Annotated in this window: 22 protein-coding genes and 1 pseudogene; 11 read left to right on the top strand and 12 right to left on the bottom strand. The window is 67.9% G+C overall.

Annotated features, from left to right (window positions below):
- Nucleotides 1-215: 215 nt before the first annotated feature.
- Nucleotides 216-905, top strand: a complete 690-nt coding sequence (locus tag J2Y49_RS10230; protein WP_310114642.1) for a class II aldolase/adducin family protein — start codon at nucleotides 216-218, stop codon at nucleotides 903-905.
- A gap of 15 nt (nucleotides 906-920) precedes the next feature.
- Here the strand turns inward: J2Y49_RS10230 and J2Y49_RS10225 are convergent, their stop codons facing one another.
- The 10 genes from J2Y49_RS10225 to J2Y49_RS10180 all read right to left on the bottom strand — a co-directional run bounded on the left by J2Y49_RS10225 (nucleotide 921) and on the right by J2Y49_RS10180 (nucleotide 10,866).
- Nucleotides 921-2,924 (bottom strand): HAMP domain-containing sensor histidine kinase, encoded by a 2,004-nt coding sequence (locus tag J2Y49_RS10225; protein WP_310114640.1) that lies wholly within the window; start codon nucleotides 2,922-2,924, stop codon nucleotides 921-923.
- Nucleotides 2,925-3,115: 191 nt separating this feature from the next.
- Nucleotides 3,116-3,916: a class III extradiol ring-cleavage dioxygenase gene (locus J2Y49_RS10220; RefSeq protein WP_310114638.1), complete on the bottom strand. Its 801-nt coding sequence runs from the start codon at nucleotides 3,914-3,916 to the stop codon at nucleotides 3,116-3,118.
- A 175-nt stretch (nucleotides 3,917-4,091) separates the two neighbouring features.
- On the bottom strand, nucleotides 4,092-4,571 hold the full coding sequence (locus J2Y49_RS10215; protein WP_149223115.1) for a F0F1 ATP synthase subunit B: 480 nt from the start codon (nucleotides 4,569-4,571) through the stop codon (nucleotides 4,092-4,094).
- Complete coding sequence (locus J2Y49_RS10210; RefSeq protein WP_149223116.1) at nucleotides 4,568-5,218, bottom strand: ATPase; 651 nt, start codon at nucleotides 5,216-5,218, stop codon at nucleotides 4,568-4,570. Before J2Y49_RS10210 ends, J2Y49_RS10215 begins: the two co-directional genes overlap by 4 nt.
- Before the next feature lie 95 nt (nucleotides 5,219-5,313).
- On the bottom strand, nucleotides 5,314-5,538 hold the full coding sequence (locus J2Y49_RS10205) for an ATP synthase subunit C family protein (RefSeq protein WP_012973363.1): 225 nt from the start codon (nucleotides 5,536-5,538) through the stop codon (nucleotides 5,314-5,316).
- A 79-nt stretch (nucleotides 5,539-5,617) separates the two neighbouring features.
- The gene (locus tag J2Y49_RS10200) at nucleotides 5,618-6,361 is read right to left on the bottom strand and encodes a F0F1 ATP synthase subunit A (protein WP_310114627.1); all 744 of its coding nucleotides are present in this window, start codon (nucleotides 6,359-6,361) and stop codon (nucleotides 5,618-5,620) included.
- A gap of 12 nt (nucleotides 6,362-6,373) precedes the next feature.
- A complete protein-coding gene (locus J2Y49_RS10195; protein WP_149223118.1) occupies nucleotides 6,374-6,742 on the bottom strand; it encodes an AtpZ/AtpI family protein in 369 nt (122 codons plus the stop codon).
- 251 nt (nucleotides 6,743-6,993) lie between these two features.
- Nucleotides 6,994-7,608, bottom strand: coding sequence for an SCO family protein (locus J2Y49_RS10190; RefSeq protein ID WP_310114625.1), 615 nt, complete (start codon nucleotides 7,606-7,608; stop codon nucleotides 6,994-6,996).
- 75 nt (nucleotides 7,609-7,683) lie between these two features.
- Nucleotides 7,684-9,894: a bacteriohemerythrin gene (locus J2Y49_RS10185; RefSeq protein WP_310114622.1), complete on the bottom strand. Its 2,211-nt coding sequence runs from the start codon at nucleotides 9,892-9,894 to the stop codon at nucleotides 7,684-7,686.
- A 216-nt stretch (nucleotides 9,895-10,110) separates the two neighbouring features.
- On the bottom strand, nucleotides 10,111-10,866 hold the full coding sequence (locus tag J2Y49_RS10180; RefSeq protein WP_310114620.1) for a PhoH family protein: 756 nt from the start codon (nucleotides 10,864-10,866) through the stop codon (nucleotides 10,111-10,113).
- Nucleotides 10,867-11,674: 808 nt separating this feature from the next.
- Here J2Y49_RS10180 and minC point away from each other — a divergent pair.
- The 8 genes and pseudogenes from minC to dgcA all read left to right on the top strand — a co-directional run bounded on the left by minC (nucleotide 11,675) and on the right by dgcA (nucleotide 20,004).
- The gene (gene minC, locus J2Y49_RS10175; RefSeq protein WP_310114619.1) at nucleotides 11,675-12,442 is read left to right on the top strand and encodes a septum site-determining protein MinC; all 768 of its coding nucleotides are present in this window, start codon (nucleotides 11,675-11,677) and stop codon (nucleotides 12,440-12,442) included.
- A 94-nt stretch (nucleotides 12,443-12,536) separates the two neighbouring features.
- Nucleotides 12,537-13,352, top strand: coding sequence for a septum site-determining protein MinD (gene minD, locus J2Y49_RS10170; protein ID WP_149223123.1), 816 nt, complete (start codon nucleotides 12,537-12,539; stop codon nucleotides 13,350-13,352).
- Nucleotides 13,349-13,597: pseudogene (gene minE, locus J2Y49_RS10165) on the top strand (cell division topological specificity factor MinE); the annotation flags it as partial. The gene minD and the pseudogene minE, both read left to right, overlap by 4 nt.
- Nucleotides 13,598-14,014: 417 nt before the next feature.
- Nucleotides 14,015-15,424, top strand: coding sequence for a CRTAC1 family protein (locus tag J2Y49_RS10160; RefSeq protein WP_310114616.1), 1,410 nt, complete (start codon nucleotides 14,015-14,017; stop codon nucleotides 15,422-15,424).
- A 252-nt stretch (nucleotides 15,425-15,676) separates the two neighbouring features.
- Nucleotides 15,677-16,201 carry a PAS domain-containing protein gene (locus J2Y49_RS10155; RefSeq protein ID WP_310114614.1) on the top strand — a complete coding sequence of 175 codons (525 nt, stop codon included), beginning with the start codon at nucleotides 15,677-15,679 and terminating at the stop codon, nucleotides 16,199-16,201.
- Complete coding sequence (locus J2Y49_RS10150; RefSeq protein ID WP_310114612.1) at nucleotides 16,176-17,504, top strand: methyl-accepting chemotaxis protein; 1,329 nt, start codon at nucleotides 16,176-16,178, stop codon at nucleotides 17,502-17,504. The genes J2Y49_RS10155 and J2Y49_RS10150 overlap by 26 nt, the downstream gene beginning before the upstream one ends.
- A 378-nt stretch (nucleotides 17,505-17,882) precedes the next feature.
- Nucleotides 17,883-18,929: a methyl-accepting chemotaxis protein gene (locus J2Y49_RS10145; RefSeq protein ID WP_310114610.1), complete on the top strand. Its 1,047-nt coding sequence runs from the start codon at nucleotides 17,883-17,885 to the stop codon at nucleotides 18,927-18,929.
- Between the two features lie 82 nt (nucleotides 18,930-19,011).
- The gene (gene dgcA, locus J2Y49_RS10140; RefSeq protein WP_310114608.1) at nucleotides 19,012-20,004 is read left to right on the top strand and encodes an N-acetyl-D-Glu racemase DgcA; all 993 of its coding nucleotides are present in this window, start codon (nucleotides 19,012-19,014) and stop codon (nucleotides 20,002-20,004) included.
- Nucleotides 20,005-20,167: 163 nt separating this feature from the next.
- On the opposite strand, the gene J2Y49_RS10135 is transcribed toward dgcA, so the two are convergent.
- Complete coding sequence (locus J2Y49_RS10135; RefSeq protein WP_310114605.1) at nucleotides 20,168-20,578, bottom strand: 4a-hydroxytetrahydrobiopterin dehydratase; 411 nt, start codon at nucleotides 20,576-20,578, stop codon at nucleotides 20,168-20,170.
- A gap of 154 nt (nucleotides 20,579-20,732) precedes the next feature.
- Between J2Y49_RS10135 and J2Y49_RS10130 the strand changes: the two genes are divergently transcribed.
- Entirely contained in the window at nucleotides 20,733-21,338 is a 606-nt protein-coding gene (locus tag J2Y49_RS10130) for a uracil-DNA glycosylase (RefSeq protein ID WP_310114603.1), read from the top strand.
- Between the two features lie 47 nt (nucleotides 21,339-21,385).
- Here the strand turns inward: J2Y49_RS10130 and J2Y49_RS10125 are convergent, their stop codons facing one another.
- Nucleotides 21,386-22,045 carry a 50S ribosomal protein L11 methyltransferase gene (locus J2Y49_RS10125; RefSeq protein ID WP_310114601.1) on the bottom strand — a complete coding sequence of 220 codons (660 nt, stop codon included), beginning with the start codon at nucleotides 22,043-22,045 and terminating at the stop codon, nucleotides 21,386-21,388.
- A gap of 142 nt (nucleotides 22,046-22,187) precedes the next feature.
- On the opposite strand from J2Y49_RS10125, the gene J2Y49_RS10120 reads away from it, so the two are divergent.
- Entirely contained in the window at nucleotides 22,188-23,033 is an 846-nt protein-coding gene (locus J2Y49_RS10120) for a CHAP domain-containing protein (protein ID WP_310114599.1), read from the top strand.
- Nucleotides 23,034-23,168: the final 135 nt, after the last annotated feature.

Here is a 23,168-nt window from a genome sequence, read left to right as displayed (position 1 = left end):
CGGGAGAGCGTCGCTCTGCGAAGTGGCGGCAGTCCCTCCCCCGCCCAGCTCTCGCACAAAGCTTTGCTTTGTGCTGACGCGGCAGGCGGACCGTAGATCCGCTGAGAGCGGGGAAGGTTAGGTGGGGGGCTAACGCCGACAAAGCTCTAAGCCCCCTTGACCCCCACCAAACTCCATGGCCCCTTTGCGCTCCCATCGCCCCGGATGCGCCCGCCATGACCCACCACCTCGCCGAACGCCAGGCCGTGATCGACGGTTGCCTTGCCATGAACCGGCTGGGCATCAACCAGGGCATGTCGGGAAACCTGTCGCACCGGGTCGAGGGCGGATTCCTGGTCACGCCGACCAGCATGTCCTATGACGCGATGACCCCCGACGACATCGTCGAGATGGGCTTCGACGGCACCTATCTGGGCCACCGCCGGCCCTCGTCGGAATGGCGGATTCATCGCGACATCCTGCGGGCGCGGCCGGATGTGACGGTCGTCCTCCATGCCCATCCGACCTTCGCCACCGCGCTGGCGGTGCATGGCCGCGGCATCCCGTCCTTCCATTACATGGTGGCCTTGGCCGGCGGCGATTCGATCCGTTGCGCCCCTTACGCCACCTTCGGCACGCAAGACTTGTCGGACCACGCCCTGACGGCTCTGGACGGTCGGTTGGCCTGCCTGTTGGCGAACCATGGCATGATCGTGCTGGGGACGAGCGTGGCAAGCGCCCTGTCCCTGGCCGTGGAGGTCGAGACGCTGGCCCGCCAGTATCTCTACGCCCAGCAGTTCGGCGAACCGGTGATCCTGCCGCCCGACGAGATCGCGCGGGTGGCGGAGAAGATGCGGCGGATGAAATACGGCCAGCCGGTCGACGACAACGACGCGCCGGAAGACACCGCGCGCCCCCGCCTCTGATCGTCACGCGTCCGGTTACGGTCCGATCTGCGTCATTGAGGTGCTGCCGGCGAGATGGCCGGCCGGCTTCAGCGAAGCGACCCGCAGCAGCGGCTTGGCATTTCCGACGGCCTCCACCTGCAGCGCACGTTCTTCCGCCGGTGCTTCATAGACGGCGGGAAGGGCGATGGTGATGCGCGTGCCCTGGCCGGGTTCGCTCGCCACCTCGATGTCGCCGCCCAGCATCGCGGTATAATGGCCGACCAGAGTCAGACCCAGCCCGGCGCCGCGCGGCTTGCCCTGCCCCCGCGTCGCCACGGTGCCGTTGCCGGCGCCCTGGACGAAGGGCTGGAACAGCCGTCCGGTCTGCGCGCTGGGGAAACCACGGCCGCTGTCGGCAACGGTGAAGCGGTACCAGCGGGCGCCGTTCCGCTCCACCCGCTCCGCCGACAGGGTGACCGTGCCCTCCTGCGTGAATTTGCAGGCGTTGTCGAGAAGGTTCAGCAGGGTCTGCCGCACCTTGGTGAAGTCGGAATGCATCTGCCCCAACCCGGCGGGGGCAGACAGCTCCAGCGCGTTGCCGTAGAGATCGGCGGCGGGCATTGACCGCTCGCGCGCCTCGGTCAGCAACCGGTTGATGTCGAAATCCTGCAGGCAGACGTCCATCGCCCCGGCCTCGATCTTCGCATAGTCCAGAAGCGCATCGACCAGAGTGGTCAACTGCTCCCCGGTCCACTGGATATGCTCGACGTCGGTCGCCAGTTCGTCGACGCCCAGCCGGTGCAAGTCGGTCATCAGCGACTGGCTGGCATTGACGATCTCGGTCAGCGGTCCGTGCAGTTCATGGCCCATATTGACCAGGAAGTCGCTCTTGGTCCGGCTTGCGGCCTCGGCCAGCGCCTTTTCCCGAAGCAGGCGGGTGTGTTCCACCTCTGCCTCGCGGCGTTCGCGCTCGGTTTCCTCGGCGGTATTGCGCAGGGTTTCCACCGCACGCGCCATGGCGGCTATCTCGTCCTGCCCGGTCAGCGCCGGCAGCGTCAGGTCGGTGCGGCCGGCTGCCAGCGCCGATACGGCGGTTGCCATGGTCTTCATCGGCGCCGCCACGCTGCGCTGGACCAGCCAGAGCGCCAGCAGCCCGGCCAGCAGGACCGCACCGCCGATCCACAGGGCGACCGTGGTGTAGCCCGACAGCCCGTTCGCCAGAGTGCCGCGCAAGGCCTGGGTCCCGGCCTCCGCCCGGCGGCGGATCTCGCCCAGGTTCGCTGCGATGCCGGCCGCGTTGGCGGCCATCGCCTCGGCGCGCAGGGTGTCCTCCTCGGCCACGGCCGATTCGATGGCGGTCAGCACGCCGCCGGCCTTGGACAGCAGGGCCGACACCTCGTCGATCGCCTGCTTGGTGCCGGGGACCCACAGGTAGCGGTTCATTTCCGCGAGCCGGTCGCGGGCGACGGCCAGCTGGGCGCGCATCGCCTCGGCATCCTGGGGGTCGCGGCGGTCGATGAAGCGGGTCAGATGATCCTGCATCAGCAGCACGGCGATCGCTGCGTCGCTGGCCAGAGCGGTCGAATCGACGCCGCCGGCGCTCTTGAGATGGTCCAGCTTCTGGCGGGTCTGGGCAACCATCGGTTCCAGCACGCCGGTGATCTGCCCGTTGCGGTCGCTGCGCAGGGCGATGACCTTCTGCACCGCGGCCCAGTAATCATCGAGCGCCGACTTGGCCTTGTCGACGCCCTGCCGATCCGCGATCTCCACCGCGCCTTTCGACAGGGTGTCGAGCCGCTCGCGCAGCGTGTCGTGCCGCCAGGAGGCGTCGAGGAGGCTTTGGTCATCGCCGTAGGTCAGGTGGTCGCGCACGGCGACCTCCAGGTCGCGCAGGCTGACGTCCGCGTCCGCGGCCGCCTGCGACAGGTCGGCGCGGCCGGAGAAGGCGCCGATGTCGCGCGACACTGCATGGAACCAGCCGAGTCCGACCAGCGCCAGCAGGGCCACAAGCCCGAGCGCGATACCGAAGCCCGTGCTGACCCGGGCCGACACGGTCATGTCGCGGAATCGGGTCCGGCGGCCGCTCCGGGACAGAATGCCGTTCCGCTTCACACCGACTCCCGCTTGCGCTGTGCCTGACGAATTGCATGGGCGGCCACAACCGTTGGCCGGCTCCCGCGCGGCGCGGATTGTAGCTTGGTGATCCCCGCAGGCAAACAGACAAGTGTGCGACGGAGTACCGCCAAAGGTCAGGATTCGTCCCCGGAGGTGAAGGCGTAGGCATGCATGCCCAGGCTGCCATGCTCGAACCCCGCATGCAGCCGCTCGGTCCTCGGCTGCGCACCCGCGGCGCCGAACGCCACCGGCAGCGGCAGGAAATGCTCGTCGCTGGGATGGGCGCGGCGAGCATCCGGGCTGGCGGTCAGCCAGTCGCCGAGGGATTGGGTGTCGCCGGCCTCCAGCGTCCGGTCCAGCCAGCCGGCGAAGCCGGTCGCCCAGGCCGCTGCGCCGGTCCCGCCGAAACGGAATTCCCGCAGATTATGGACCGCGCCACCGCTGGCGAGGATCAGCACGCCGTCCCGCCGCAGCGACGCCAACCGCCGCCCCAGCGCGATGTGGTCGGCGGCGCTGCGGTGGGGCATCACCGACAGCTGCGCCACCGGGATGTCGGCATCCGGATACATCAGCATCAGCGGCACCCAGGCGCCATGATCCAGGCCCTGCGCCGGGTCGATCACCGCGCCGGTCAACTCCGCGACCCGGTCAGCCAGCGCCGGTGCGCCGGGGGCGGGATAGCGCATGCGGTAGAGCGCGTCGGGAAAGCCGTAGAAGTCGTGAATGGTTTCGGGCGCGGTGGCGCCGCTGATCGCCGGTGTGCGGGTCGTCCAATGCGCCGATACAGCCAGTATGGCGCTCGGCCGGCCGAGCCTGCGGCCGAGCCCGGCCAGGAAGTCGCGGCCGGCGCTGGTCTCCAGGATCAGCGTGGGGGCGCCGTGGGAGACGAAGACCGACGGGAATGGGGCGGCGAACGGCTGGGCGAGGGAGGGCATGGGCGAACGGAACTCCGGCCGGGCGGTGGGGGAGGGCGGCGAAAGTCCCATTCGAGCAAAGAAAAACCCCGGCGCCTAGGCCGGGGTTTTTCGAAAGTCCGTTGTTCACGCCGCAACAATGATCAGGGGACCCGTGCCGCTGCGGAACCCGGTTACGCCAATCGGTGGGGACCGATCAGTGCAGGTGCTTCGGCAGCTCGCCGATCGACTGCTCGATCAGCTTGTCAGCCTGCATCGGCGGCAGGCCGCCGGACAGGACGCGCTTGCTGGCGCCGATGGCGACGTCGACGGTCAGGTTGCGGACCTCGGCCAGCGCCGCGGCTTCCGCCTGGGCGATGCGGTCCATGGCCTGGGCCTCGCGGCGCTTCAGCGACGCTTCCAGGTCGGTTCCGGCCTGGGCCCGCAGACGGGCGGCTTCCTCGCGGGCATGGGCCAGGAAAGCCTCAGCATCCTTCTGGGCGTCGGCCAGACGGCGCTGGTAGCCGTTCAGCAGGGCCTGGGCGTCCTTGTGCAGACGCTCGGCCTCGTCCAGTTCGGAACGGATGCGCTCGGCGCGGCCGTCCAGCATGGTGCCGATGGCGGCCGACGCCTTCTTCCAGACCAGGGCCACGAAGATGACGAAGGCGACGAAGACCCAAAATTCAGGTGCGTTCATCCCCGGCGCTCCTCAAGCACGGCCGCGACGGCGGCATCCGCCTGGGCCTGATCGACCTCGACACCGGCCAGACGGCCGGCGATGTCGCGGACGATCCCGGTCGATTCGGCGCGGATGTTGGCCAGGGCCTGATCCTTCGCCGCGGCGATGGACGCCTCGGCGCTGCGCAGACGCTCGGTGATGTCGGCGTTCAGCTGGGCCTGACGGGCCTGGTTGTTCGCCTCGATATCGGCGCTGGCCTGGGCGATGACGCCCTGGGCCTCGCTGCGGGCGCCGGCGAGGGACTTCTCGACCTGGGCCAGGATGGCCTCGGCCTCTTCCTTCAGCTGGGCGGCCTTGGCGAGATCACGCGAAATGCGCTCCTGCCGCGCTTCCAGAACCTCGGCCACGCGCGGAAGCGCCTTTTTGGACATGAGGTAGTAGAGAACGCCGAAGGTCAGAGCCAGCCAGAAGATCTGGGTCGGGAAATTGGCGGGATTGAGCTGCGGCAGGCCGCCGGAAGCGTGCTCGCCGCCGTGCGCCGCGTCCGGAGCGTGCTCCGCCGCGGCCGCCAGGACGGTGCCGGCCATCGTGGTGAGGGTGACGAGCGAGGCGCCCGCCACTCCCGACCAGCGGGCCAGCCGGCCTTTGGCCAACAGGTTCGGCATGATCGGTCCCCCTAGGCAAAGGAGCGGCGCCGAAACTTCGATGAAGAAGCCCGGCGCCGCGTCAGAGCTGTTTTCTTTGAAAAGCCGCTCTGGCCTTAGGCGAACAGGATCAGGAAGGCGATCAGCAGAGCGAACAGCGCGACGGCTTCCGTCAGCGCGAAGCCCAGAATGCCGATCGGGAAGACCTTCGGCTGGACGGCCGGGTTACGGGCGATCGAGCCGATCAGGGTCGAGAAGATGTTGCCGATACCCAGGCCGACACCGGCGAGGGCGATGACAGCCAGACCGGCACCGATGAACTTGGCGGCTTGAGGATCCATTGTACTCTCTTCCTCTAGGTAAGGGTGAACTTGTTGGAACTTGAGGTGGACAGGAGGTCCGGCCTTCCGCCGGAGCCGCTTAGTGCAGCTCCAGGGCGTCGCGGATGTACAGGCAGGTCAGGATCGAGAAGACGTAGGCTTGCAGGAAAGCCACCAGGAACTCGAAGCCGGTCAGGGCGACGTTGATCGCCAGCGGGACGAGGCCGGTGACGAAGCCCAGCGCGCCGAGACCGCTGATCATCATGACCGTGAAGCCGGCAAAGACCTTCAGCATCGTGTGACCGGCCATCATGTTGGCGAACAGTCGGATCGAGAGGCTGACGGGGCGCATCACGTAGGAGATCACCTCGATCGGGATGAGGATCGGGGCGAGCGCGATCGGAGCGCCATGCGGCATGAAGAAGGAGAAGAAGTGCAGGCCATGCTTCAGCAGGGCCAGAACCGTCACGAACACGAACACCGTCGCCGCCAGCGCGAAGGTCACGATGATGTGGCTGGTGAAGGTGAAGGTGTAGGGGATCATGCCGATCATGTTGCCGATCAGCACGAACATGAAGATCGAGAACACGAACGGGAAGTAGGGCTTGGCGTCGTGGCCGGCGTTGTCGCGCACCAGGTTCGCGACGAACTCGTAGAACATCTCGGCCAGCGCTTGCAGACGGCCGGGAACCATCGACTTGTTCGCCATACCCATGACCAGCAGGGCGTAGATCGCCGCCACGGCCACGACCATGAAGAAGGCCGAGTTCGTGAAGGACACGTCGTAGCCGCCGAGCACGATCTGGAACAACGGGTTGATTTGGAACTGGTGCAGCGGATCCAAGGTCGTCCTCGCTCAGTGTGCGTCGCCGTCTTGGCGCTCGTTGTCGTCCCCAGTGGGCCGGCGGTAGCCGGCGGCGATGCCGAAGCCGGTGACGGCCCGGTAGACGTTCAGGACTCCCGCCGCGGCCCCAAGGAAGAACATGACGATCAGTCCCCAAGGCGCGGTGCCGAGCCAGCGATCGAGCAGAAGCCCGCCGCCGACGCCGACGATCATGGCCGCAACAAGCTCCGTCCCGATGCGCCAGGCGGTGGCGAGGGCGCCCTGCGGCGGACGATGGTATTTGCTACCAGGTCCACCAGACCAGCCGCGCTGTCCCTCACGCGCCTTCCGCAACCGGGCTTCGAGGTCATCCAAAGGATCGGGGGGCGTTTTGTTGTCCATTCCGCCTCTCAATCACCCTTGGCACTCGTTGGCTCGCAGCCATGCGAAAGCGGCGAGACCATACGGGTGGGGCGTTACCCTGTCAAGTCGCAAAACCTGCGGTGTAAACCCTTGAAAAGATTGAGAAAGACAGGAAATGTCGCGGATTTTGCCGCGGTGCGGCGCGTTGTCCCGCTCCAGCATGCGAAAAAACCCGGTGGTATGACCGCTTTTCCGGGGTTTTTGGGAGCTTTTCACCCCCTCTGCGCAGCTCAGCCGGCGATCCGTCCGGACAGATCCTGCACGATCTTGTCGGTCCCGGTGCCGCCGGGATACACGCCGACGAACTTTCCGTCCGGCCCCATCAAATAGATGAAGCTGGAATGGTCCATCAGGTAATCCTCGGGCTTTCCATCCTTCTGCGGCGCTTTGGCATAATAGACGCGGTAGGCGCGGGCGGCCTCGCGCACCTGCTCCGCCGTGCCGGTCAGCCCGACCAGGCGGGGGTGGAACAGCGCCACATAATCGTTCATGTGCGCCACAGTGTCGCGGTCCGGATCGACCGTGATGAAGACGGGCTGCACCTGCTCCGCTTTCGGACCCAGCTGGTCCAGTGCCTGGGTCATCACCCCCAGTTCGGTCGGGCAGACGTCCGGGCAATAGGTATAGCCGAAATAGATCAGCATGTATTTGCCGCGGAAATCGGCGTCGGTGACGGTGCGACCGCGGTTGTCGGTCAGCGCGAAGGGCCCGCCGATGGGTACGGCGGTCTTCGCGCCGGCGTCCACGGTGGTTGCGGCGTTGCGCACCTGCCACCAGGCGATGCCGGCGGACACGGCGATGGCGAGGACGGAGGCGGCGGCGATGCGGATGAGTCGTGCCTTCATGGTGCGTCAGGAATGGGGCCGCGGGCCGTCCAGGTCAAGAGGCAGGGTGACGTCAGTCCGCAGGCCATATGCCCGTCACGCCGCCCGTTTGGCCGTAGACGGCTCGGTTGCACCGCCGGCCGTTCGGCGAATGGCGGCCAGATGCTCGCCGATCCGCTTGTCGGCGCGCTGAATATGTTCGAACAGCCATTCGCGGGTCAGGGCCAGCAGTTCGTCGGCCACGGAGTCGCCGGCATCCAGCCGGCGGCGCAGGTCGCCAGCCCGGGTGCGCAATGCCTCGTGCTGGGCCTTGTGGGCCTTGGCGTCGGGATAGCCGCATTGGTCCATCAGCCGCTCCTCCTGCTCGAAATGCAGGACCGTGTAGGCCATCAGCCGGCCGATCGCCTCACCGAGCGCCCGGCGGTCGCCGGTGTTTCCGCCGGAGGAGCCCTTCGCCCGCCGCGCCAACGAGGCAGCCTCGTTCATCAGCGCGATCAAGATCATATGGTCGGTGTCGATTCCCTCCTCCCCGACCGCCAGGCTGTCGGTCCAGGGCATGAAGGTCTCCGACCCGTCCGGCGCGGCGTCGTGGAGCGCGGCGAGCGGTGCCGCATTGATCGCCTCGACATTGACCAGGAAGGCGTCGACCATCCCGCGCAGCCCCTCCGCCTGCCGCGACAGCCCGCCGGCGGCGTCCAGCAGCGCGCCGGCCGACCGTTCGGTCTCCTGCGCCGCGTCGGACACGGCGTCGATGCTGGTGGAGACCTGCCGGGTGCCCTCCGCCGCCTCTCCGGCGCTGCGGGCGATCTCGCTGGTTGCCGCGCCCTGTTGCTGGACGGCGGCGGCGATGGAGGTGCCGATCTCGTCGCTGCGGGCGACGATGGTGCCGATCTCGCGGATGGCGGCGACGGCGGTCCGTGTGGCTTCCTGCACCTCGGCGATGTGGCGGGCGATCTCCTCCGTGGCCTTGGCGGTCTGGTTGGCGAGCGTCTTCACCTCGCCCGCCACCACGGCGAACCCCTTGCCCATCTCGCCGGCCCGTGCCGCCTCGATGGTGGCGTTCAGCGCCAGCAGGTTGGTCTGGCCGGCGATTCCGGCGATCAGGTCGGCCACTTCGCCGATCTTTTGGGCGGCTTGGCCCAGCCCGTCGATCCGCTCCCCCGCCTTGTGCGAGGCTTCCACCGCCTGGGTGGAGATGGCCGACGAGGTCACCACCTGCTGCCCGATCGCCGCGATGGAGCCGGTCAACTGCTCCGCCGCCGAAGCGACGGTCTGCACGCTGCTCGACGCCTGCTGCGAGGCGCCGGCGACGGAGGTCGCCTCGCGCCGGTTGCGGTCGGCGGTGGCGGACATGGCGCGGGCGGTGGTCTCCAACGTGCCGACGGCGGCGCCGACGGTGCGGATGGTTTCCGCGATGGTGGCGTCGAAGCGGTCGGTCAGCCGTTTCAGCGCCTGGGCGCGCTGCTCGCCCACGCGATGCTCGATCTTCTGCCGCTCCCAATGGCCGGCAAGATCGATCTGCTGGACGCGGAAGACCTCCACGGTGCGGGCCATGGCGCCGATCTCGTCGCCGCGGCCGAGACCGGGCACGGCGACCGCGCTGTTGCCGCCGGCCAGATCCTGCATGACCCGGCCCAGCCCGCCGAGCGGCCGGACGATGGCCCGGCTGACCAGCAGCGCCAGAAGCCCGGCGGCCAGCGCGATCAGCAGCCCGGTGCCGGCCAGCCGCCACGCGGCGCGGCGGAAGGCGTCGTCGACGTCGTCGATGTAGATGCCCGATCCGACCAGCCAGCCCCACGGGGCGAATCCCTTGACGTAGGACAGCTTCGCCACCGGCTCCGCCGATCCGGGCCGCGGCCAGAGGTAATCGACGAATCCGGCGCCGTCGGCCTTCACCACGCGCACGAAGTCCTGGAACAGCAGCTTGCCGTTGGGATCGGCGTTGCGCGACACGTCGGTGCCGTCCAGCTCCGGCTTGATCGGGTGCATGACCATGCGCGGGCCGAGGTCGGTGACGAAGAAATACTCGTCGCCATCGTGACGCAATGCCTTCAGCGCGGCCTTCGCGCCGGCCTGCGCCTCGGCCCGGGAGAGGGTGCCGGCACGTTCGCGCGCCTCGAAATGAGTGATCAGGCTGTGGGCGATCTCCACCACGTTGCGGGTCTTGTCGCGACGGTCGGCCATCATCTCGGCACGCAGCCCCATCAGGCTGACCGCGGCGATCAGGACGAGCCCGACACCCGCCGCCGCCAGGATCACTGCGATCTTGCCCCGGATGCTGATGCGTTCGAACACGGCAACGGTCACGGCTGCGGCCCCCTCGGCGATGTCCTTAAAATTTTGTGGACATTTGCCTGGGTTGACTCGGCCGTCAAGCCTATTTGCTCGTATATCCGACGTTTCGTTCAACTGAATGTCATAAATGCAACCATAATGGAGTGTGAGGGGTGAACCCGGCGGTGCGACGGACCGGGAGGCGCCGTATCGACGCCTCCCGTGCAACATTGCGGCGAATGGCAGCGGTCAGAGCACCGTCAGCATGCTGGCGACCAGCGGATGGCGGACGATGTCCTTCTCGGTCAGGCGGGCGACGGCGATGCCCTCTACCGCTTCCAACCGGCGGGCGATGTCGGCCAGTCCGGACAGGTTGTCCAGCAGGTCGGTCTGGTCGGGGTCGCCGGTCAGCACCATGGTGGAATGCCAGCCCAGCCGGGTCAGCAGCATCTTGATCTGGGCGTAGGTGCAGTTCTGCGCCTCGTCGATCACCACGAAGGCGTTGTTCAGGGTGCGGCCGCGCATGAAGCCCACCGGCGCGATCTCGATTGTGCCGTCGGCCATCATCATCCGCAGCCGCTTGGAGCCCAACCGGTCGGTCAGCGCGTCGTAAAGCGGGCGAAGGAAGGGTGCCATCTTCTCGTGCATGTCGCCGGGCAGGTAGCCGATGCTCTCGCCGGCCTCGATCGCCGGGCGGGACAGGACGATGCGATCGACGCTGCCCGATTCCAGCGCCTCCACTGCGGAGGAGATGGCGATGTAGGTCTTGCCGGTGCCGGCCGGCCCCAGCGCCACCACCAGATTGTGCGTCCTGATGGCGTCCATCAGAAGCTTCTGGTTGGGATTCTGCGGCTTGACCTTGCGGAGATAGCTCTGGTCGCGGCGGTCGTCGCTCCCACCTAGCGGATCCCAGCCGGTGGCGGCGGGGCTGCTCATGCCGGGGAAAAGCGGGTGGACGGTGGAGTCGCCCGCCGCGGCGATGCCTTTGCTGGAACGCTTGGCCATGTCGCATCTCCTCGAATGGTGGGGGTGGCGCCGGAGTCAGGCGCGACGGCATCCGGGCACAAAAAAACCTCCCGCAGGGGGAGGCTCGATCGGGCGCATGGATGCTCGCTGATGAGTGCTTCGCCGGGCGTTGCGGCCGGGCGTCGTGCCGGATCCGGACATGCCGGTGCGGGCCGACGGGGGAGGTGCTCTATAAGCGAAACAAGGTGCAAGAGAACCTCGTCGTCGTTGGAAGCCACGCATCCTGACTGTACCGGTCTCAACGCGACGCGTCAGGCAAAATTGCGGCCGACGCTAAATATTCATACTAGATGTGGTGTGGGTGCCGCAGGAAAGCCGGCAGGTGCGGGGTTGGTAACCCTTTCCGCCGAGCCGTATCGGCTGCCCGATGGCCTTCCGGCCGATGCGGCCGAAAGGCTTTGCCGCTGCCGGACGCTTTCATTACACTGTGCGGCCACGGGGGAAATCGAACGATATGCTGCAACCCTGGCCTGTCCGCTCAGGTGGATGGCCGCGGCCCAAGGTCGTCGCTCAGGTCGTCGCGATCTGCGATGACCGGGCGGGGTGGGGTTTTGTCCGTCACCGGGCGATGGCCCGGCGTTCGGGCGCGGCATTCGATTGTCACCCGTGGGGGCGGGGAAACTCTTGAATCCGACCGCTGCGGACGGCTAGAAGGCGCGGATTGGCTGGCTCGATGCCGGTGCCGCGCGCGATGGCGGTCGGCTCCGGACCGGACGCAGGGCGGAACCAGACGCATGGCGGACCGGACGCACGGCACGGGACGGCAGGAACGAACGGGAAGGCTACGGTGAGCAGCGCCAGTCAGGTCGCCGAACGGGATGTGCCGTTCCAGTTGCGTGGCAATTCCTTCACCATGATGGTGCTGAAGGTCTTTGCTCCGACATCGCCGAATTTCTTCACCCAGCTGAACGTCAAGGTGCGCCAGGCGCCCAACTTCTTCCACAACGCCCCGGTCGTGCTGGATTTCGATGAGTTGCCGGAGGCCATCGTCTTCGACCTGGGCGCCTTCGTGGCGCAGGTGCAGGCGCTGAACCTGCTGCCGGTCGGTTTCCAGGGCGGGCCGCAGGCGGTGCGCGAGGCGGCGATGAATGTCGGTCTGACGCCGATGCCGTCGGGCCGCGCCGCCAAGCTGGAAGAAGTGGTGAAGGCCCCTGATCCCCGCCAGCCGGATCAGCAGGCGCCGGTCGCCGCGCCGCAGGTGCTGATCGAGGTCGTCCACCGCCCGACCGTGGTGGTGACCGAGCCGGTGCGCTCCGGCATGCGGGTCTATGCCGAAAAGACCGACCTGATCGTCACCAGTTCCGTTTCCCCGGGGGCGGAACTGCTGGCCGACGGCAACATCCATGTCTATGGCGCGTTGCGCGGCCGGGCGCTGGCCGGTTTTTCCGGTGATACCAACGCCCGCATCTTCTGCCACAGCCTGGAGGCGGAGGTGCTATCGGTCGCAGGCAATTATCGCATCAGCGAAGACATCGGCAGTGACTTTTACAAGAAAGCCGTGCAGGTTTTCCTGCGCGACGGCGTCCTCAGCATGGACCTTCTGAAGACAGGCTGAGACGCGGCAGGACAGGAACTTTTCCGAAGGGTGAAATCTTCGGATCGTCTATGGTATCGGTGACGGCAACTTTGGGATTATGGGAGAGGCTCCGTTGAGCAAGATCATCGTCATGACCTCCGGCAAGGGCGGTGTCGGCAAGACGACCTCGTCCGCGGCCTTTGCGACCGGGCTGGCGCTTCGCGGCTTCAAGACGGTCGTCATCGACTTCGACGTCGGCCTGCGCAACCTGGATCTGGTGATGGGTTGCGAACGCCGGGTGGTCTTCGACTTCATCAACGTCATCAACGGTGAAGCGAAGCTCAACCAGGCGCTGATCAAGGACAAGCGGATCGAGAACCTCTATATCCTCCCGACCTCGCAGACGCGCGACAAGGACGCGCTGACCCGCGAGGGGGTGGAGAAGGTCCTGAACGAGCTGTCGAAGGAATTCGACTACATCCTGTGCGACAGCCCGGCGGGTATCGAGCGCGGCGCCCTGATGTCGCTCTATTTCGCCGATCACGCGATCATCGTCACCAACCCCGAAGTCTCGTCGGTGCGCGACAGCGATCGCATCCTGGGCGTGCTGAACTCGCGTTCCCGCCGGGCGGAGCAGGGGCTGGAGCCGGTGACGCAGCAACTGCTGCTGACCCGCTACGACCCGGAGCGCGTCGAGAAGGGCGAGATGCTGAAGGTCGACGACGTGCTGGAGATCCTGGCGATTCCGCTGCTCGGCGTCATTCCGGAAAGCCAGGCGGTGCTGCGCGCCTCCAACGTCGGCATGCCGGTGATCCTCGACGAGGTCTCCAACGCCGGCTTGGCCTATTCGGACGCGGTCGGCCGCTTCCTGGGCGAGGACATCGAGCATCGCTTCGTCACCCCCCAGAAGAAGGGCCTGTTCAGCCGGCTCCTGCGGAGGAGCGCATGAGCATCTTCAACTTCTTCCGCGCGGCACCGCGTGCGTCGGCCGTCCAGGCCAAGGAGCGTCTGCAGATCGTCATGGCGCACGAGCGCGCCGGGCGCAGCGGCCCCGACTATCTGCCGATGCTCCAGCAGGAACTGTTGGCGGTCATCGCCAAATACGTCAACATCGACGAGAACAAGGTCGAGGTTAAGCTCGACCGCGGCGGCGATTGTTCGACGCTTGAGGTCAACATCGAGTTGCCGGCCCGCGAGCAGGCCAAGGCAGCCGCCGCGGCCAAGGCGGCCGAGAAGCCGGCCGGCAACGACGATGCCGCGGCCAAGCGGGCGGCCGGCAACTCGGGCGCCAAGAAGCGGATCTGAGCCGGAGGCGGCACCCGTTGCGGCCTTCGCCTGAACGTCCGGGATCCCTCCGGTGCAGCCGCGCCGGGGGGATTTTTGCGTTTGAAGCTTCCGCATCGCACATCTGCATCGGACATAGGCCGCCCCTGATCATCCGTCCGGGTTTACGGGCGGGCGGGGACGGGGTATCAACAGGGATACGCCGCACGAAAGGCCAATGGCTCCAAAGGCCTGCCCCATGACCGGTCCCAGAGCCGTTCGGCAGGCCGGCAGGGGTGCCGTCCAGGGCTGGCTGCGGCGGACCGACCACGGGACAAGAGGGTGCCGATGTTCCTCGATTGCTCGTCGCTGATCGCCGAAAACCCGCCGCGGCCATCGAACGGAATTGCGGTCACGGACATCGACGGCGACGGGGCCTTCGAGCTGGTCGTGGCCGGCTACCGCACCGCCAACCTCGTCCTGAAATGGGTGGACGGCCGGCTGGTCGACATCGCCGGCCCGCTGCTCGCCGATCCCGCCGGTCCCGCCCTGGGCTTGGCCGCCGCCGACATCGACGGCGACGGGCGGGAGGAGCTGTATGTGGTCAACTGCGACCGCGCCACCGGTTCCAAGGATATGGCCGACCGGCTCTTCGCCTGCTTCGGCAAGCATTGGCTCGACCTGTTCGCCCAGGCGGAGAATGCCGGCGCCGCCAACCACACCGCGGCCGGCGCGGTCGCGGCGATGGACCGCTGGGGTCACGGCCGCTACGGCTTCCTGGTGGCGACGGACGGTGGGCCCTTGCGCCTGTACGAGCTGACCCGCCGTGGCCGGCTGGAGGATGGGGCGGAGGAGGCCGGGCTGGACTCGATCGGCGCGGCACGCGGCGTCACCGCCCTGTCGATCGTCTCGGACCACATGGATGTGGTGACGGTCAACGACGGCGGACCCAACGAGCTGTTCCGCAACCTCGGCGACGGCAATTTCGAGGAGATCGCGGAAGAGCGCGGCATCGCCGATTCGCGTCCGTCCGGCCGTGCGGTGGTGGCGCTGGACGCCGACGGCGACGGGCTGTTCGATCTGGTGGTCGGCACCTGGGACGGGGCGCAGCGCTATTTCCAGCAGCGCATGGGCGGCGGCTTCGTCGAATCGGCCGGCGCCGACTTTTCGATGCCCGGCCGCATCTTCACCGTCGTCGCCGCCGATTTCGACAATGACGGCTATGAAGAGCTGTTCTTCCATGCCCATGGCGAGCCGAACCGCTTGTTCGGCTGGCGCAACGACCAGTGGCAGGAGCTGGAGCTTGGCGATGCCGCCGAGCCGAAGGGCCTCGGCACCGGTGCCGTCGCGGCCGACATCGACGGCGACGGGCGGTTGGAACTGATCCTGGCGCATGGCAGTTCCCACGGCAGCTCCCATGGGGGCGGCGGCCACGGTGCGGAGAGCAACGCGCAGCCGCTGGCGGTCTTCCGTCCGGAGGCGACCAACAATGGCTGGCTGCGCGTGCAGCCGCTGACCCCCTTCGGCGCGCCGGCCCGCGGTGCGGTGGTCAGCCTGACCGCCGGCGGACGCCGCCAGCGCCGGGCGGTGTGCGCCGGCTCCGGCTATCTCTGCCAGGGCGAACCGGTCGCCCATTTCGGGCTGGGACCGCTCCATGCGGTGGAGCAGGTGGAGGTGCGCTGGCCCGACGGCACCGTGGTGACGGTGGACAACCCGCCGGCCGACCGGCTGCTGACCGTTCCCTATCCGCCGGAGTAAGGCAGCTGATCCGCCCTACCGTCCGCACCCAAATATTTCAGCATCGCAATAGGTAGGGTCTTTCCTGCAAGCTTCCGTCACATTACAGTGCAAATCGTTGCGGCGCCCGCGGTGCGGGGCATCGCGCGGCATGCCGATCCGGACATAATCCGTCCCTGCCGCCGGTCTTCGTCGCGACGGGAGCATGCCGGGGCCATCATGCCGGGCCGGCGTGATCCCTGCGGGTCAGGGATGCGGGAGACCGGAAGGCACATGGCACGACGCGACGTTCCCCTGACGGGGGTGGAACGCTTCTTCGACCCGAATGAAGTCATCGTTTCCAAGACGGACCTGAAAGGGCGGATCACCTACGCGAACCGGGTGTTCCAGCAGGTCGCCGGCTATAGCGAATCGGAGCTGATGGGTGCGCCCCATTCCATCGTGCGCCACCCCGACATGCCGCGCTGCGTCTTCAAGCTGTTGTGGGACACGCTGGCGGCCGGGCGGGAGATCTTCGCCTATGTCGTCAACCGCGCCCGCAACGGTGACCATTATTGGGTCTTCGCCCATGTCACGCCAAGTTTCGACGCGGACGGGCGGGTGATCGGCTACCACTCCTCCCGCCGGGTGCCGGAGCGGTCGGCGTTGGACAAGGTCATCCCGCTCTACCGCCAGCTCCTCGACATCGAGGACAGCCACGCCGACCGCAAGCAGGGGATGGAGGCCGGATTCGCCGCCGTCCTCGCCCTGCTGGCCGAAAAGGGAATCGGGTATGACGAATTCGTCTTCTCCCTCTAACGCGTCGTCCCTGACCCGGGCCGGTTGGCTGGTTGCGTTTGGCCTCGTCGCGCTGGCGGTCCTGCTGGTCGTCGAGATGCTGGATGCCGGCGGCGTCGCTTTGCGCGCCGGTCTGGCGCTGGCCGGGCTCGCCGCGCTGGGCGGGGCGGGTCTGTACCTGCGCCGCACGAGCGCGGTGGTGCGGCAGCTGACCGCGGTCAACCGTGCCGTCGCCGCCGGCGATTTCGAGGCGCGGGTGATCGGCATCCGCGAAGGCGGGGCGCTGGGCGAGCTGATGCACGCCACCAATGACGCCATCGACCGCACCGACGCCTTCGTGCGCGAGGCGACGGCCTCCATGCATGCGGTGTCGGAGCACAAGTATTTCCGCCGGATCGTGCTGCGCGGCATGCAGGGCGGTTTCCTGCACGCCAGCCGCACCATCAATGCGGCGACCGAGAGCATTTCGCAGAAGGTCGCGGGCTTCGCCGGCGTCACCCAGCGCTTCGAGGGCCAGATCCAGAGCGTGTGCAGCGAGGTGGCCGACACCGCCCATCAGCTGGAGGTCTCCGCCCGCACCATGGAGACGGACGCGACCCAGGCGACCGGCAAGGCCTCGTCGGTCGCGGCCTCCGCCGCGCAGACCGGCAGCAATGTCGGAAGCGTCGCCGCCGCGACGGAAGAGCTGTCCGCCTCCATCGCCGAGATCGCCCGTCAGATCGGCGATGTCGCCCGCGTCGCCGAAACCGCGGCCGGCGAGGCGGAGCGGTCGAACGCGCTGGTCGCCACGCTGTCGGGGGCGGCGCGCACGGTCGGCGACGTCATCACCCTGATCAACGACATCGCCAGCCAGACCAACCTGCTGGCGCTGAACGCCACCATCGAGGCGGCTCGGGCGGGGGAGGCCGGCAAAGGCTTCGCCGTCGTGGCGCAGGAGGTGAAGCGGCTGGCCGACCAGACCGCCAAGGCCACCGGCGACATCGCGGCCCAGATCGCCGGCATCCAGTCCTCCACCGACGAGGCGGTGGACGCAATCGTCGGCATCGGCCGTACCATCACCTCGATCAACCGGATCGCCGCCGGCATCAGCGCCGGGATCGAGCAGCAGGGCTCCGCGGTCCGCGAGATCGTCGTCAACATGGAGCAGGCCGCCGCCGGCACCCGCGCCGTGTCCGACGATATCCGCGAGGTCACCGATGCCGCCGGGCGCACCAGCGGCACCGCGCACGAGGTGTTCGCCGCGTCCGAACGCATGGCGGCCGAAGCCGACCGGCTGACCCGCGAGGTCCAGCGTTTCCTCGACGAGATGCACCGCGTCGCCTGACGGCGTTTTCCCGGCGTGGTGACGTGGATCGCATCAACTGCCCGGCGAATGTGCACAGCATGTGCATGGGATCCCGCGATGCGGAATTGATCTGGCGTCTTTCCGGGCGGACCGGACTTTTTATTACGAATTTAGCGAGAAATCGTGTTACCAGTCGGCAATATGGCTAGCGTATGACTGCCGGCGCCACGACCCGTTGAGCAACCTCACGCCAGCCTGCCTTTTGTTTCAGCATCTTAACCGAACGACACTCCCGAAATATGCGGACCTTGCGTGTCGTCCGCGGCCAAGTGCCGCGGAAATCGGGAAAGGTGGGTGGCCCGCGGAGTTCCGGTGACCGTTGGCACGGCTTTTGATGAAGGGGAAACAGGGACGGTCATGACGGGGGACAAGACGATGAGCATGGCGGGCACCGATCTGTTCGAGCTGTCGCGGGGCGTGCTGGATGTTGCCTCGAAGAAGGTGTCCTTGATCGAGGACATCACCCGGCGCACCAAGATGCTGGCGATGAACGCCCTGATCGAGGCGGCGCGGGCCGGCGACGCCGGGCGCGGCTTCGCCGTCGTCGCCAACGAGGTGTCGGAGATCTCGACGCAGGTCAACAGCATCACCAAGGAACTGCGGTCGGAGATCGTCGCCCGCGTCGATCACCTGACCACGACCGGCAGCGCCATGGTGCAGGAGATGCACGGCAAGCGGCTGGCCGACCTGTCGCTGAACATGATCGAGATCATCGACCGCAACCTGTACGAACGCTCCTGCGACGTGCGCTGGTGGGCGACCGACAGCGCGGTGGTCGATTGCGCCGCCGACCCGAGCGAGGAGGCGCGCCGCCATGCCTCGCGCCGGCTGGGCGTGATCCTGGAATCCTATACCGTCTACCTCGACCTCTGGATCGCCGACCGCAACGGCACCGTCATCGCCAATGGCCGGCCCGACCGCTATCCGGGCGCGCGCGGCGCCAACGTGTCGGACGAGCCCTGGTTCCGCCAAGCGCTGGCCACCCGCAACGGCAGCGAGTTCACCGTCGGCGACGTCGCCCGCAACCGCAGCCTGGACGACCGTGTCGTCGCCACCTATGCCACCGCCATCCGGCGCGACGGCGAGTCGGACGGCGACGCCATCGGCGTGCTCGGCATCTTCTTCGACTGGGAGCCGCAGGCCGCAGCCGTGGTCGAGGGCGTGCGGCTGGAGGCCGGGGAGCGGGAGAAGTCGCGCTGCCTGCTGCTCGACGCCCGTCATCGGGTGATCGCCTCGTCCGATGGCCGCGGCCTGCTGACCGAGACAGTGCCGTTGCGCCGCAGTGCCACCACCATGGGCCACTACATCGACGACAGGAACCGCATCGTCGGCTATGCCCTGACCCCCGGCTACGAGACCTACAAGGGGCTGGGCTGGTACGGCGTGATCATCCAGGAGCGTTGAAGCGGGGGTAGCCTTCACTGTCGCATTCACGGACAGGGCCGGGATACACTCCCGGCCCTGTTCCGTTTCGGGGTTCGCGATCATGTCCGCCCAACAGCTGACCGTCCGCCGGGAGAGCTTCCCGATCCGCGGATCCTTCCGCATCTCGCGCGGGGCCAAGACCGAAGCCGCGGTGGTGGTGGCGGAGGTGACCGACGGCCCGCACCGCGGCCGTGGCGAATGCGTGCCCTACGCCCGCTACGGCGAGAGCGTGGACGGAGTAGCCGCCGCGCTGGAGGCGATGGCGGGCGTGGTCGCCGGTGGGCTCGATCGCGATTCGCTGTCCCGGCTGATGCCGCCGGGGGCGGCCCGCAACGCGCTGGATTGCGCCCTGTGGGACCTGGAGTCCAAGCGCAGCGGCGTGCCCGCCTGGAAGCTCGCCGGGCTGGCCGAGCCGCCGGGGCCGCTGGTGACCTGCTACACGCTGAGCGTCGACGAACCCGAGGCGATGGCCGCCGCGGCGCGGGAACGGGCGCCGCGCCATCCGCTGCTGAAGATGAAGCTGACGGGGGAGGGCGACCTCGACCGGGTCCGCGCCGTCCGCGCCGCCGCTCCCGCCGTCCGGCTGGTGGTGGACGCCAACGAAGGCTGGACGCTGGACCAGTTGCACCGCTTCGCTCCGGTGCTGGCCGGGCTGGGCGTCGAGATGATCGAGCAGCCGCTGCCCGCCGGCCAGGACGATGCGCTGCGCGGAGTCGCCTGCCCGGTGCCGCTGGGTGCCGATGAATCCTGCCACGGTCTGGAGTCGCTGGACCGTCTGCACGGGCTCTACCGGGTGGTGAACGTCAAGCTGGACAAGACTGGCGGCCTGACCGAGGCGCTGGCGATGACCCGCGCCGCCCATGCCATGGGGTTCGAGGTGATGGTCGGCTGCATGGTGGCGACCTCGCTGGCCATGGCCCCGGCGATGCTGGTGGGGCAGGGCGCGCGCTACGTCGATCTGGACGGCCCGCTGCTGCTGGCCCGCGACCGCGAGCCGGGGCTGGTCTATGACGGCGCGGTGGTGCAGCCGCCGGTGGCGGAGTTGTGGGGGTAGGGCGTTGGGGAGGTCCCGGCTGACGATGCCCCCACCCTGACCCTCCCCCGCTGGGCGGGGGAGGGGACAAGTGCTTGTCCGAAGGCATCAGGAATTCCTCCCCCGCCCAGCGGGGGAGGTCAGGTGGGGGTCTAACTTCGGGGTAACGAGAAGACTTACTCTCTCACGCCCCCTGCACGTAGGGCGGCGGCGGAGTCCCCACCGATGCCGGCACATAGGGCGCGTCGGCAATGCCGTTGACCTTGGCGGCCATGATGAAGTCGTTCTCGTGCAAGCCCTTGATCTTGTGGGTCCAGAAGGCGACCCGGCAGTGGCCCCAGCCGAAGCGGATTTCGGCATGGTGGCCTTCGGCCTCGCACAGGCTACCCACCTGATTGGCGAAGGCCTGGGCCTGGGCGAAGTCGGGGAACGCGAAGTCGCGCTCGATGCGGTCCGGGTCTTCCTTCAGGACCCAGCCCGGCACCTGCACCAGATAGGAGGCAGCCATCGCGCGGTCCATCGGCGGTATTCCGCCGCGGCAGGGCTCGCAGGTCTTGCCCGCCAGTTCCTGTGTCGCCGGTGCTTGCGGTGTCATCCCGGTCTCTCCCTTGTTTGTGGGTTGAGCTTGTTTGTAGGTTGGGCGGTCTGGGCTGGAACCTTACCGTCTACAAGCTTGGGATCGGGCCTGCGCTTCGGCAAGCCCGGCGCCCCAACTGCGCCCAATTGGCAAGATTTCTGGAAGCGATCCGATGACCGACCTGCGCACCGACATGCCCTTCGCCGATTACCAGTATCCGACCAAGCCGGTCGACGGGCCGCGGCTCGCCATCGTCGGCGAGGCGCCGGGGGCGGAGGAAGCCCGGCAGGGCACACCCTTCGTCGGGCGCAGCGGCAAGCTGCTGGACGAATCGCTGGCCGCCGTGGGGATCGAGCGGGCGGAATGCCTGGTCGCCAACGTCTTCCGCTACCAGCCGCCCGGCAACAAGGTGGGGCATTTCTTCGCCTCTCGCGCCCGCGCCCGCAAGGAGGGGCGGGAGATCGACGAAAGCTGGGGCGCCTTCGGCACGTCGGACCGGCTGCTCGCCGAATTCGCCGGCGAGATCGAGCATCTGCGCGCCACGCTGGCCGAGTATCGCCCGTCGGTGATCGTGGCGCTCGGCCGCACGCCGACCTGGGCGCTGACGGGGGAAAATGGCATCCTGCAACTGCGCGGCAAGCTGCTACCCTGCCGGCTGTTGGAGGGGGTGGAGGTGGTGCCGACCTTCCACCCCAGCTACCTGCTGCGCGGTCAGCTGGTGGAGCAGCCGACCTTCCTGGCCGACCTGCGGCTGGCCGTGTCGCGCCTCAGCCGTTAGATCGGATCACGTAAGATCCGAATCGATCTGACGTGTGAATCCGGTCGCTAAATCTGAGCCAACAGGCGCCAGATCGCCGTTTCGCGCGCCTCGCGGTCCTCCAGTTCCAGCGATGTCGGGACGGTGTAGCTCGCCACCTTCTCGACGCCGCCGGCGGGGAAGTAAGCGCGGCCGGGATCGCCCAGCAGGACCAGCGTTCCGGTCGCCGCGATCTCGCGCAGCCACGCCGTCACCCGTTCGGCCATCGGCTTCTCGTAACAGACGTCGCCGGCCAGCACGACGTCGATGCCCGGCAGGGGCCGGCCGACCAGATCGGCGCTGACCGCCTTGACCTCCACCCCGTTGGCCTCGGCATTCAGCGCGATGGCGGCGAGCGAGAAGCGGTCGATGTCGCAGCACTGGACCCGCGCCGCCCCGGCCTTCATCGCGGCGATGCCGACCAGCCCGGTGCCTGCGGCAAAATCTAGCACCGACCTGCCGGCCACCAGCTCCGGCCGGTCGAGCAACAGCCGCGCCACAGCTTGTCCACCCGGCCAAGCGAAAGCCCAGTATGGCGGTGGCAAATTCGTGGCGGCCAAGGTCTCCTCGGTCGCCTGCCAGAGGGGCGTGACCTCGGTAGCAAGATGAAGCTGGATTTCCGGCAACAGCGGCGTGGTCGTCAGCGTCGTGTTGTCGCGGACGAAATCTTGCGGAGATACGTTGTTCATACGAGGTTTCCCAAGGGGCTCCGCTGTTGGGGGTATGCTGGCCGATGGCTTTTGAATGTTACACATTTCAAACGGTGTAGACACAGCTGCGAACCCGTGTTACCCGTTTCCACCAGGGGAAAACAGAGGGATTGGGGGAATCATGCGGCAGAGGGGAACCGCCATCGGCCTTTCGCTTGCGGCTTTGATCGCGCTCAGCCCCCTTACCGTGTCGACGGCTGCCGCACAAGACGGCGATTGCGTCCGCACCGTCCGCTCCATCTCCGATTTCACGATCCGCGGCGACGCCTGGACCTGGTGGGGCCACGCGGCCGGCCAGTATGACCGTGACCAGCGCCCCGCCGTCGGCTCCGTCCTCGTCTTCAAACGCACCGGCCATATGCGCCGTGGCCACGTCTCGCTGGTCAGCGCGGTGATCGACCGCCGCACCATCGAGGTCGACCACAGCTGGATCGATGGCGACGGGCTGCGCCGCGGCATGCGGGTGGTCGATGTTTCCCGCAACAACGACTGGTCCTCCGTCCGCGTCTGGCACGAGCCGACCGACCAGATGGGCCTGCGCGTCTACGCCGCCTACGGCTTCATCATGCCGGAGGGGGAGGAGGCTTCTCCGCGCGGCGGCCGGATGCTGGATGCCGGCGACCGCGGCATGGACCAGGGCTTCAGCAGCAGCCCGCGCGGCCGCGCCAAGGCCAACGGCCCGCGCATGATGGAAGCGTCGCTGCACCCGCAGAAGGGCCACAGCGTCTCGGTGCCCGGCCGCAAGCCGCAGAGCCTGCCGGCCACCGCCGTCGCCTCCCATGCCAAGCCGCAGCGCACCGACGTCGCGGTGCTGCCGGTCCGCAAGCCGGGCGCCGCGCATGCCGCTTCGGCTCCGGTCACCGTCGCCGAGGTCACGGCTCCCGGCAGCCGCCGCGCCGTCGCCCCCGGACGCAAGCCGGGCTCCACCAACTCCGTCGCCCAACTGGTCGATACCGGCGAGCGCTGAGTGGGGCAGTTTTTCAGGCATTGAGGAAGGGCGGGGCTTTGCTCCGCCCTTTTTGTTTGTGGGGGTGTATGAGCGTCGGTAGACGATGCCCCCACCCCAACCCTCCCCCGCTGGGCGGGGGAGGGGGTAAGTGCT

The organism is Azospirillum sp. BE72 (assembly GCF_031455875.1).
GTDB lineage: Bacteria > Pseudomonadota > Alphaproteobacteria > Azospirillales > Azospirillaceae > Azospirillum.
This window is presented reverse-complemented; position numbering and strand designations above follow the sequence as displayed.